Raw genomic sequence first — 10,354 nt, forward strand, 5'->3', positions numbered from 1 at the left:
GTAAAATAACCATCCATGGCTAGACTTTCAGTAAATGTTGACCATATTGCAACGGTGAGACAGGCAAGAGGGGGAACCTTCCCTGACCCTGTTACAGGTGCGATGATTGCAGAGATGTCAGGTGCAGACAGTATTACTGCCCATCTCCGTGAAGACAGGAGACATATTCAGGACAGGGATATAATCTTATTAAGAAAGATGGTTAAAACAGGATTGAATCTGGAAATGGCTGCAACCAAGGAGATGCAGAAGATTGCCATAGATATAAAGCCTGATATGGTAACAATCGTTCCTGAGAAAAGACAGGAGTTGACAACAGAAGGCGGTTTGGATGTAATTGCAAATAATTACTTAAAAAAATACATAAAAACATTGAGGGATAACGGTATAAAGGTAAATCTCTTTATAGACCCTGAACCTAAACAGATAAAGGCAGCCCATCTTGCAGGTGCAAGCGGGGTGGAGATACATACAGGCAGGTATGCTGAATGTAAGGGTGAAAAAGAGATAGCAGCAGAACTTGCAAATATTTACAATGCCTGCACTCTTGCAGCAAAACTCAAATTATCTGTTCATGCAGGACATGGACTTGATTATCATAATATCAAGATGGTGAGAGAGATAGATGAGATTGAGGAGTTTGCCATAGGTTTTTCAATCGTTGCAAGGGGTATGTTCGTTGGTATTGAGAGGGCAGTCAGAGAGATGAAGGAGTTGGTGAGATGATATACGGCATTGGTGTTGACATAGTCCATATCCCAAAATTCAATAAGGCAGTAGAAAAATGGGGTGATAGGTTCAAAGAGAGGGTTTTTACAAAAAGCGAACTGGAATACTGTAAAAATAAAGGCTTTTCTGAACAGCATCTAGCAGTTCGTTTTGCTGCAAAAGAGGCATTATTCAAGGCATTGGGGAAAGGGATGAACTTTACTGATATTGAGATAATAAATAACGAGGCTGGTAAACCTGAGTTGAACTTTAAATCTCCAATCTCAAATCTCAAATCCCACATAACCCTTTCCCATGATAAGGACTACTGTATTGCACAGGTAGTATTAGAAGATAGAAATCAAACACCAAGGTAAATCTTTCTTACCTCTGATTCCTTTATTTCCTGAGACCTTCCCTCTGCCTCTATCCTGCCCTCATGCATAATATAGGCATAATCAGAAAAGGCAAGGGAATATTCCGCATTCTGCTCAACCATTAGTATTGTCAAGCCGGTCTCTTTTTTCAATCTCTCTATAGCGGCAAAGACCTCTCTAACAAGTTTTGGGGCAAGCCCCTGACTTGGCTCATCAAGCATCATTAAGTTTGGTTTTGTCATAAGTCCGCGGGCTATGGTGAGCATCTGCTGTTCTCCGCCGCTGAGTGTCCCTGCCATCTGGTTTACTCTATTTTTAAGTACAGGAAATAGTGAAAAAATCTTTTCAACCTCAATTTTGAACTCTCTACTCTCATATCTAAACTTTCTTCTATATGCTCCGATAATCAAATTTTCACGGACGGTCATGCCGGTGAAGAGATGCTTGCCTTCTGGCACAAGTGTAATACCCATCTGAACCTTTTTATGCGGTGCTAAAAATGTGATATCTTCCCCTTTATAAAGTATGTTTCCGCTCCATGGTTTTATGGTTGCCATGATACTTCTTAAAAGGGTTGACTTACCGGCACCATTTGGTCCAAGAAGGGCAGTTATAGACCCATTCTCTACCTTGAGGTTTGCTCCCCAGAGAACCTGCATTGGTCCGTATCCTGATTCAAGGTTGTCTATCTTTAACATCTCCTGTTTCCTTTGATGGACGACCAAGGTATATATCTATTACTTTGGGATCATTTAATGCCTCTAAAGTGGCTGCATCTACAATCTTTCTGCCGTTGTGCATTACAATAACCCTTTTGGCAAATCCGGTTACAGCACGCATAATATGCTCAACCATAGAAACAACGGCTATCCCTTCTTCCCCTTTTACCTTTTTCAGGAGGTTTACTATCATGTCTATATCTTTAGGCGGCATCCCTGCCATAGATTCATCCATAAGAAGGAGTTTTGGTTTCATTGCAAGTGCCCTTGCAATCTCCATCATCTTCTTTTCTACAGGTGTGAGTTTTCCTGCTAATTTATCTCCATGTTCATAAAAACCGATTAAACGGAGATAATAGTCAGATATTGCCATGGCCTTATCAATGTTTACTTTTCCACTCAGTGTGCCGAACATTGCCCCTATTGCTACATTTTCTCTGACTGTTGCTGAACCGAAGGGTCTTGGTATCTGAAATGTCCTTCCTATGCCGAGATGCGACCTTTTATAGGTGGGGAGATTGGTGATGTCCCTGCCTTCAAAGATAATCCTTCCCCTGTCAGGTTTATACACACCGCTTATGATATTAAAAAGTGTCGTCTTGCCGCTGCCATTCGGACCGACTATTCCAATAGTCTCTCCGCAGTCTAGTTCCAGATTCACACTGTCAACTGCGGTAAGCCCCCCAAATCTTTTTGTAACACCTTCAAGGATTAAAAGCGGCATAATGTCCCTACACGATTACCCCTTCCATTCGTGTCCCTTTCAACCTGGTTTTCAATAGTCCGATAAATCCCTGCGGGAAAACAACGATTATGACTATGATAATAGGGGCAAGGATAAAGAGCTGCAATCCGGGAAATATAACACTCAGCCAGTATTTCAAAGAGGCGTATATAATCCCTCCTATTACAGGACCTAACAAGGTTCCTGTTCCTCCAAGAAGGACAATTACAATAGCCTCTACTGCATAGGTAATTTCAAATACATCTGCAGGAAAGACATATGTGAGTTTCAATGCCCATGCTGAAGCCCCAATCAAGCCGCCAAAGGATGCACTGGTTATAAATGCGATAATCTTGTATCGGGTTGTATTGATTCCCATAACCCTTGCAGCATCTTCATCCTCCCGAAGTGCGAGCAAGGCATAACCTATTCTGCTATTCAGGTAAAAGAAGGTAACAAATGCAGTTGATACAGCAATAATGTAAACAAAGGCATCTGCCCAAAATGTAGAAATATAATTTGCGCCATCTGCTCCAAATGCAGTCCTTAGTGCCTTTGAAATAATGATGCCTTCTGCCCCCCCCCATATCCTTGCACCCTCTATCAGGTATCTGAAACCCTCATTTACACCAATGGTAGCAATTGCAAAATATGCCCCGCGAAGCCTTAAGGCAATAGCACCTACAGCCGTAGAAAGGAGGGCAGACATAACAAGCCCTGCGATAAGTCCTATAGGTACTATCCCCCATCCCAGCCACTGGATATCATGAAGATTTGATATGGTGATAGCCATACCATAAGAACCCATTGCCAGAAAGGCAACATAACCAAAGTCCACATAACCTGTCATCCCAAGAAAGATATTGAATGCCTGCCCCAGTGCAGCGTAGAAGACGAGTAATGCCATTGGCTGCCACATACCCTTTACATCCATGCCAATTAAAAACAGAACCAGATAGATGGAAGACACAAGGATGAGTGGATAATATCTCCTCATTACGACCTCACATTGAAAAGCCCTGTTGGTTTGACAAGGAGGATGATGAGCAGGAGAAAAAATGCCAGAAACTGGGTCATGCTGAAGGGTTCAAACCCTGGTATCAAGCCAAAAAATATATATGAGCCGTTCTCAATAAGACCAAAGATAAAGCCTGCCCAGAAACCGCCCCACGGCGACATAAGTCCACCCATAACTGCTATGACAAATGCCTTGAGGGTATATATCCCACCCATATAGGGATTTATTCCTACAGGTATAAAGAGGGTGAGGAGTGTTCCACCGAGGACTGTTAAGCCTGTGCCTGTGGCAAAACTCAAGGCATATATACCTTTTACATTAATCCCGCAGACACTTGCCCCTTCGCTGTCTTCCATAACTGCCCTTACAGCTCGCCCTGATTTTGCCTTTTTGAACCAGAGATAGAGAACTATGGATATTACTATGCTGGAAATAAGGGCATATATCTTGCCAAGAGGGATAGTGGTTACAGAGAGGTTTATCCTTCCTATGTCCCAGTTAAAGCCTCTGTAGTCAGGTCCCCATAAAAATTTTGCACCCTCTTCAAGGAGAATACCAATTGCAAATGTGGCAAGGAGGGTGGTAAGTTCAGGGGCATGGGTTAGTCTTCTTATAATCAGATAAAAGAAGATGAAACCAAGAACCATGCCGCCTGCTAAAGCCACAGGAATAGAGATTATAGGGGAGAGATTAAGCAGGGTAAACATCCAGAAGGCTATATATGCCCCGACCATAACAAATGCCCCGTGCCCCACATTCACAATTCGCAAGACACCAAATATCAGGCTCAAACCCATGGTCATCATCCCATAAACAGAACCTAATATCACGCCGTGGATAAGATTTCCTGATAATATAAGAAGAAAGATGGACATATTGCTTTCCTGTATAAATCTATAAAGGCATTTATTTCCTTCCAGGACATGCTGCCACTGGGTAGCACGGTTTGGCAGTTTGTGCCTCTATAGGCCAGATGATTTCCTTCTCCCCATTCTGCCACTGGATAAGCACCATCTGATGTTTTATCTGTTTGCCTGTATCAGGGTCTATACCCCATTCGCCGTAGAATGGGACAAAATGGAGTCTATTCATGGCTGCCCTTACCTTATCAGTATCAAGGCTCTGTGCCGTCTCTATTGCCTTAACATAAACAAGAATGGATGCTATTGCATCAGCAGCATGGTACTCAGGGTCTGTGCCTTTTGATACCTTACGAAACTCATTAATAAACCACTCCTGAGTTGGACCAAAGTATCCTGAACCTATTGTCTTTGAAGTTTCAATGCCGAATCTGGCACCGATTTCCCAGTGAGATGGACCGAGGAAACCATTTGCCTGTTTGCCAAGTGCCTGAATGAATGCAGGCAGTGTTGGTGCAACAAGGATTGATGCTGCTTTAACATCAATCCCCATGTCTCCTATCTGTTTTGCCAGAAGTTGCCCATCAGCGAAGTGTCCGCCTGCAAGGAGGATATCTGGATTTTTTATCTTCATCTCAGTGAGGGCAGGGGTCATGTCCTTTGCCTCTGCTGGATAGGTTCTTTCAAATACTATCTCAAAACCATTCTTTTTTATATATTCCTTTGCCCCATCCATAACAGTGCGTGAAAATTCATCATCTTTAAAGAAAAGGGCAACCTTTCTGGCATTCGGGTCTATTGACCTTACCATATCAAGGGCAGATAACTGGTATCTTGAACCGATGCCTATGGTCTGCACAGCATACCTGTATCCTTGTTCAAATATGCGGTCGCCTGCACCGCCATGAGACATATAAAGGGCTTTGTATTTCTCGGCAATAGGTGCACCAGCAATGGTCAGACCCGAGGAATATGGGGCAAGAAGGAATTTTACACTATCCACAGTAATTAGCCTTTCAAGAAGACTGGTTACACTCTCCTTTTTTGATTCATCGTCATAATATTTATACCTTATTGGAATCTTCTTACCCCCTATCTTGACACCGCCATAAACCTCATTAACCCACCTCTCGGCTATCTGAAAACCCCAGAAGCCCTGCTGCCCTTCTTTTGCAAACTTTCCGGTCATGCTTATAGGACCGCCGACAACTATCTCTTTTGGCAATTCGTCCCCTGCCACGGCATGCATAGATGGCAAGCAGATTACCGCAATTGCGGCAAGTAAAATTGTTATTAACCAACTTTTTTTATTCATTGTAGTGCCCTCCTTTCTACTATTAAGTTTAAAATCTATTTAACCCAAAAAATGCATTGGTTTTCCTTTATATCATGTGTATATCTGTTGTGTAAATAAATAAAACTAACCGTAAAATTGTCCGCTGCCTCGTCTGACAGGCAACTTGCCTGCCTGTGCCGTTGGCACGGCAGACAGGCAGGTTTCCCCAAAAATCAAAGTCTATTTTTGGGACTAATTACAAAGGTCAACTTTTTGCAGTTTCTAATTGACTACCATAATCTTTTTTCATAAACTTCCATTGTTTTAAAAGAAATATTATATCTGGAGGGCAAATCTAATGGATACACAAAATCAATTCCGCTGGTGGCACAAGGGGGATTTAGACGGTTTTTTTGGGCTTTTTGTTGACAATCTCATCCAGTTGATTTTAATAGTTGTGCTTTGCGGCGCTATTTTAAAGATGCCGGGGGAACTTGTCTATGGCAGGATACTCCCCGGTGTTGCAGTAAGCCTCCTAATCGGCAACATATTTTATGCATTCCAAGCGCGCGCCTTATCACACCGCACAGGACAGGCAAATGTAACAGCGCTCCCATACGGCGTTAACACGGTCTCTCTTTTTGCATACATCCTTTTTGTTATGAAGCCTGTTGTTGAGCAGACAAATGATATTGAACTTGCATGGCGCATCGGTTTGGCAGCGTGTCTCGGCTCCGGCATAATAGAATTTGGAGGCGCATTCATAGCAGGATGGGTAAAACGCACTACACCAAGGGCTGCCCTTCTTACGACATTGGCTGGCATTGCAATAACATTTATATCAATGGACTTCTGCTTCCGCATATTTGCCGACCCGCTTGTCGGCTTTGCGCCGCTTGCATTTATATTCATCCAATACATTGGAAGGATTTATCTGCCTAAAAAAATCCCTGCTGGTCTTGTGGCAGTTGTCAGCGGGACAATTCTGGCATGGCTGCTTGGAAGGATGAACAGCGATGCGCTCGTAAATGCAATGAATATCCAGTTGCAGATTCCAAACCTCTACATATTTGATTTGATGAGTGCGGTAACCTCGTCTTGCATGATTGCATTTCTGCCTGTAATCATACCAATGGGTCTATTCAATCTTTTGGGTTCTCTGCAAAACCTTGAGAGCGCTGAGGCTGCTGGAGACAAATACCCTGTTAAGAGTTCGCTTGCAGTAAACGGCATAGGGACAATTGCTGCTGCTGCATTCGGAAGCGCATTTCCAACAACCATTTACATCGGACATCCCGGATGGAAGGCAATGGGCGCAGGCGCAGGTTATTCTGTTGCAAACGGCGTTATCATAACATGTCTCTGCCTTCTTGGGCTTGTAGGTTTTGCAAGTTCCCTCGTGCCTATTGAGGCAGGCGCTGCAATACTTTTATGGATAGGCGTTACAATTGCAGCGCAGGCGTTTCAGGCAACGCCAAGCAACCATGCCCCGGCAGTGGTAGTCGGTTTCTTTCCTGCTATGGCTGCATGGGGGCTTTTGATGCTTGAAAGCGGACTCCGCGCAGCAGGGACGAACATCGGGGCTGTAGGGCTTCAATCCCTTGCAATACAATTGCCCATTGCCGGACTTATTTCTCTGGAGAGGGGCTTTATTTTTACATCAATGATATTGGCTGCCATGACAGTCGCCTTGATTGAAAAACATTACCGCGCTGCTGTCGGCTGGGCGCTTACTGCCGCCATAGCAAGCGCAACAGGCATTATGCACGGCTACAAAATCGCTGACGGCGCAATAGTAAATGCCTATGGCCCGTCATACACATGGCATTTTGTTCTGGGTTATTTGGGAATAGCGGTTATATTTTTAATACTGGGTTTAAGGGAAGCAAGACAGGAAAAGGGAATTTTCAGCGAGAGGACTCACCGAAATATCGAAAATAAATAAATGTAAATGAGCAAAATGTCAAATTGTAAACAGTCAGTTGTAGGGCAGGCTGTGCCCGCCATTTAGCTATTATCAATATATTGGTGGGCGCAGCCCACAAGGCTGTCGTATTTTTCCCTTGACACCTGCCGGAGGTTTTGAGTAATATTCTATCCGTCTTGCCAGTAACAGCATGTAGTCGCCAATTGATTTTTCCAGGAGACTCTATATGGCACACGGCTTGCAAGTCAACTATAACGCTATTTATTGATAGCGTCTTAATCAAACGGCTTTTCTTGCAGTGATGCGGGAAAGGCCGTTTTTGTTTTGCGGTGGGAATCAAAGAGAAATATGTTGGGGGTAAGGGGACAGTTGTCCCGGTTATTGTTTTTTTATTCGGGACTAATATTCCTAATTAGATGTTAATGGATTAGCCCCGTTCAGATAATAACTCGTTCTCCCTTCGCTCCGCTCAGGGAGAACGCCGCGCGGATCAAGGATCCGCTGGCTGGCCTCCGCTTCGCTACGGGAAAACCAGGGGCACGAAACCGACCGCTTCGCGGCGGCTCAGCCCCGCGTTATGCGTAAATAAACCATCAGGAGGCTAACATGGCAAAGAAAAAAGTATTCATCAGTTTTGACTTCGACAATGACAACACGCTAAAAGAATTCATTGTTGGGCAAGCAAAGCTTGCTGACTCTCCATTTGAGGTTAGCGATCATTCATTGAAAGAGGCTAAGCCAGAAAAAGACTGGCTTGACCATGCTACACGTGCAATAGGGCGTGCCGATATTTTTATAATTATGCTTGGCTCTAAAACTAAAAATGCCAGTGGTGTATTAAAAGAGCTGAAGGTTGCAATCGATAAGGATAAAACCAAGTTCCAGATAATTGGTTACCGAGATGGAAGTTCAGATTGGGCAGTGCCCGGCGGCGGTAGAACTTATAGTTGGAACTGGGAAAATTTAAAAAAACTACTTGGGTAATATATTTCATGGATAAAGTTGATTTTGAATCTGGAGCAGTACAAAGCTACCTTGGCATCCTTCAAGGCGTAATAAATAGGCTGGCTACAAATAGTGCTGGTTGTAAAACATGGTGTATAACAATTGTTTCTGCAATTGTGGTAATAATTGCAGATAAACCCAACCCATCCTATGTATGGGTTTCTTTGGTTCCCATATTGCTTTTTTTGTTCTTAGATTCCTACTACCTTGGACTTGAGCAAAGATTTAGAGATGTTTATAACGTATTTATTAAAAAGCTTCATTCTGGAAATGCCACTATTGAAGATGTATATATCGTAAATCCAGGTGGAGGCTTTTGTGTGACAGCAAACTCTACTGGCAAAGCCATGCTATCTCTTTCCATTTGGCCATTTTATTGTCTACTCGTGGTAATGCTTGGAGTTATTTATAAATTTGTTCTGTAAAAAACGCATAACAAGTCATTGGAGTGAACGAGTGCCACAAGACGCTTTTTTAGGTAGCCGTGTAGGTTGGGTTGATCTTTGCGAAACCCAACAAACCATTGCAATAAATCGTTGGGTTGAAAAACGCAACCTAACCTACGCACTACAAAGGAATTGAAAAAATCTTATTTAAGCGAGTGACTAATGTTTGGTTTTATTCACAGATTATACATTGAACACATTGATGATGATAAAAATCCGTTAATCTATCTTCAACTCTGCGTCCTTTATAGAAAAACTGGTGTTTACAAGGCAGGTAAATCATACATGATCCGGAGCAAGACTAAGACTGATTGTTTATCGAAATTTCAAGAATTAAGACGTTTAGAAAACATCATCCCGAATCCTAACGATCCAACTCCATTTACGATTTCTTACGGCTCATACACAATAAAGCGGCATAAAGAATGGTATTCTGACGCCTTGAGTAGATACGTTCACACACTAACGAAACTTGATGACGCTTTCTATTATATAACAGATTTGGATGAAAAAATATCATACCTTGAATATAAACTCCTTCAGTTAAGACCAGATTTGAGATCTATATTAGAGTCAACTGAGGTTGTATTTATCTCCAGATGAAAACTAAAGGGGACACCCATTAAAATGCCCTCTGTCAAGAGCAAGCAGGGTGGGTTGCGCCCTTCATTTAGGTTTTGCCGCAATTTTGTGCTATCATTGCAAAAAGATATAAAGTGAGGTGAGAAAATGAAAACAAATTTAAAAATGATTTATTGGAAAGGTGAAAAATTCTGGGTGGGAAAGATTCTTGAACACCCTGAAATAATGACTCAAGGCAAGACCCTGCAAGAACTTGAGGAAAACATGAAAGACGCATATATGCTTATGACAATGGAGGATGTCCCCGAAAAGCATAAGGTCAAAGAACTCTCCCTTGCTGTATGAAAAGAAAAGACTTGCTTAAAAAGTTAAATGATTCTGGATGCATTCTCATTAGACATGGAAGCCGCCACGACTTATACAAAAATCCTACCACAGGGAAAAAGCAGCCGGTTCCAAGGCATAATGAAATAGACGAAAACCTTGCGAAGCATATAATAAAAGAATTGACATAACAAGAAAATCCAGCGGATGGCTTACAGCCACCGCTGATTTCAGACGTTCTCCCTTCGCTCCGCGTTAGTCGCCATCTATAGAAGTGCTGACAGACAGGGAGAAAGTACATGGAAATAATCTCAAAATTGCTGAATCCGAATCTGGACAGCGTTGAAAAGATTGGGTGGATGGCTGCTATAGTCCTATCCTTATATTA

General features: G+C 42.7%; 13 protein-coding genes. 8 read left to right on the forward strand and 5 right to left on the reverse strand.

Annotation, left to right across the window (positions count from 1 at the left end; all coding sequences use genetic code 11):
• The first annotated feature begins 15 nt into the window (after positions 1 to 15).
• Both HZC45_09760 and acpS read left to right on the forward strand, forming a co-directional pair.
• Positions 16 to 726, forward strand: coding sequence for a pyridoxine 5'-phosphate synthase (locus tag HZC45_09760; GenBank protein MBI5683421.1), 711 nt, complete (start codon positions 16 to 18; stop codon positions 724 to 726).
• Entirely contained in the window at positions 723 to 1,085 is a 363-nt protein-coding gene (gene acpS, locus HZC45_09765) for a holo-ACP synthase (protein ID MBI5683422.1), read from the forward strand. The genes HZC45_09760 and acpS overlap by 4 nt, the downstream gene beginning before the upstream one ends.
• Here the strand turns inward: acpS and HZC45_09770 are convergent.
• From HZC45_09770 to HZC45_09790, 5 genes are read right to left on the reverse strand one after another with little or no spacing between them, the layout of a single operon-like run.
• Positions 1,070 to 1,783 carry an ABC transporter ATP-binding protein gene (locus HZC45_09770; protein MBI5683423.1) on the reverse strand — a complete coding sequence of 238 codons (714 nt, stop codon included), beginning with the start codon at positions 1,781 to 1,783 and terminating at the stop codon, positions 1,070 to 1,072. The genes acpS and HZC45_09770 overlap by 16 nt on opposite strands.
• Positions 1,761 to 2,528 (reverse strand): ABC transporter ATP-binding protein, encoded by a 768-nt coding sequence (locus HZC45_09775; protein ID MBI5683424.1) that lies wholly within the window; start codon positions 2,526 to 2,528, stop codon positions 1,761 to 1,763. Before HZC45_09775 ends, HZC45_09770 begins: the two co-directional genes overlap by 23 nt.
• 7 nt (positions 2,529 to 2,535) lie before the next feature.
• On the reverse strand, positions 2,536 to 3,525 hold the full coding sequence (locus HZC45_09780) for a branched-chain amino acid ABC transporter permease (protein MBI5683425.1): 990 nt from the start codon (positions 3,523 to 3,525) through the stop codon (positions 2,536 to 2,538).
• On the reverse strand, positions 3,525 to 4,421 hold the full coding sequence (locus HZC45_09785; protein ID MBI5683426.1) for a branched-chain amino acid ABC transporter permease: 897 nt from the start codon (positions 4,419 to 4,421) through the stop codon (positions 3,525 to 3,527). Before HZC45_09785 ends, HZC45_09780 begins: the two co-directional genes overlap by 1 nt.
• Positions 4,422 to 4,452: 31 nt before the next feature.
• Positions 4,453 to 5,721: an amino acid ABC transporter substrate-binding protein gene (locus tag HZC45_09790; GenBank protein ID MBI5683427.1), complete on the reverse strand. Its 1,269-nt coding sequence runs from the start codon at positions 5,719 to 5,721 to the stop codon at positions 4,453 to 4,455.
• A gap of 319 nt (positions 5,722 to 6,040) precedes the next feature.
• Here HZC45_09790 and HZC45_09795 point away from each other — a divergent pair, with 319 nt between their 5' ends.
• From HZC45_09795 to HZC45_09820, 6 genes are all read left to right on the forward strand, one after another.
• Positions 6,041 to 7,627, forward strand: coding sequence for an NCS2 family permease (locus HZC45_09795; protein ID MBI5683428.1), 1,587 nt, complete (start codon positions 6,041 to 6,043; stop codon positions 7,625 to 7,627).
• 588 nt (positions 7,628 to 8,215) lie between these two features.
• Positions 8,216 to 8,593, forward strand: a complete 378-nt coding sequence (locus tag HZC45_09800) for a hypothetical protein (protein ID MBI5683429.1) — start codon at positions 8,216 to 8,218, stop codon at positions 8,591 to 8,593.
• 8 nt (positions 8,594 to 8,601) lie between these two features.
• Entirely contained in the window at positions 8,602 to 9,039 is a 438-nt protein-coding gene (locus tag HZC45_09805) for a hypothetical protein (protein MBI5683430.1), read from the forward strand.
• 183 nt (positions 9,040 to 9,222) lie between these two features.
• Positions 9,223 to 9,663 (forward strand): hypothetical protein, encoded by a 441-nt coding sequence (locus HZC45_09810; GenBank protein MBI5683431.1) that lies wholly within the window; start codon positions 9,223 to 9,225, stop codon positions 9,661 to 9,663.
• 126 nt (positions 9,664 to 9,789) lie between these two features.
• The gene (locus tag HZC45_09815; protein ID MBI5683432.1) at positions 9,790 to 9,987 is read left to right on the forward strand and encodes a type II toxin-antitoxin system HicB family antitoxin; all 198 of its coding nucleotides are present in this window, start codon (positions 9,790 to 9,792) and stop codon (positions 9,985 to 9,987) included.
• On the forward strand, positions 9,984 to 10,157 hold the full coding sequence (locus tag HZC45_09820) for a type II toxin-antitoxin system HicA family toxin (GenBank protein ID MBI5683433.1): 174 nt from the start codon (positions 9,984 to 9,986) through the stop codon (positions 10,155 to 10,157). The genes HZC45_09815 and HZC45_09820 overlap by 4 nt, the downstream gene beginning before the upstream one ends.
• Positions 10,158 to 10,354 lie beyond the last annotated feature (197 nt).

It is taken from the genome of Deltaproteobacteria bacterium (genome assembly GCA_016223005.1).
GTDB lineage: Bacteria > Desulfobacterota > GWC2-55-46 > UBA9637 > GWC2-42-11 > JACRPW01.

Coding starts and splice junctions, on each gene's coding strand:
- HZC45_09810 (MBI5683431.1), top strand. CDS start 9,223: ATGTTTGGTTTTATTCACAGATTATACATTGAACACATTGATGATGAT.
- HZC45_09760 (MBI5683421.1), top strand. CDS start 16: ATGGCTAGACTTTCAGTAAATGTTGACCATATTGCAACGGTGAGACAG.
- HZC45_09780 (MBI5683425.1), bottom strand. CDS start 3,525: ATGAGGAGATATTATCCACTCATCCTTGTGTCTTCCATCTATCTGGTT.
- HZC45_09775 (MBI5683424.1), bottom strand. CDS start 2,528: ATGCCGCTTTTAATCCTTGAAGGTGTTACAAAAAGATTTGGGGGGCTT.
- HZC45_09790 (MBI5683427.1), bottom strand. CDS start 5,721: ATGAATAAAAAAAGTTGGTTAATAACAATTTTACTTGCCGCAATTGCG.
- HZC45_09820 (MBI5683433.1), top strand. CDS start 9,984: ATGAAAAGAAAAGACTTGCTTAAAAAGTTAAATGATTCTGGATGCATT.
- HZC45_09795 (MBI5683428.1), top strand. CDS start 6,041: ATGGATACACAAAATCAATTCCGCTGGTGGCACAAGGGGGATTTAGAC.
- acpS (MBI5683422.1), top strand. CDS start 723: ATGATATACGGCATTGGTGTTGACATAGTCCATATCCCAAAATTCAAT.
- HZC45_09800 (MBI5683429.1), top strand. CDS start 8,216: ATGGCAAAGAAAAAAGTATTCATCAGTTTTGACTTCGACAATGACAAC.
- HZC45_09785 (MBI5683426.1), bottom strand. CDS start 4,421: ATGTCCATCTTTCTTCTTATATTATCAGGAAATCTTATCCACGGCGTG.
- HZC45_09805 (MBI5683430.1), top strand. CDS start 8,602: ATGGATAAAGTTGATTTTGAATCTGGAGCAGTACAAAGCTACCTTGGC.
- HZC45_09770 (MBI5683423.1), bottom strand. CDS start 1,783: ATGTTAAAGATAGACAACCTTGAATCAGGATACGGACCAATGCAGGTT.
- HZC45_09815 (MBI5683432.1), top strand. CDS start 9,790: ATGAAAACAAATTTAAAAATGATTTATTGGAAAGGTGAAAAATTCTGG.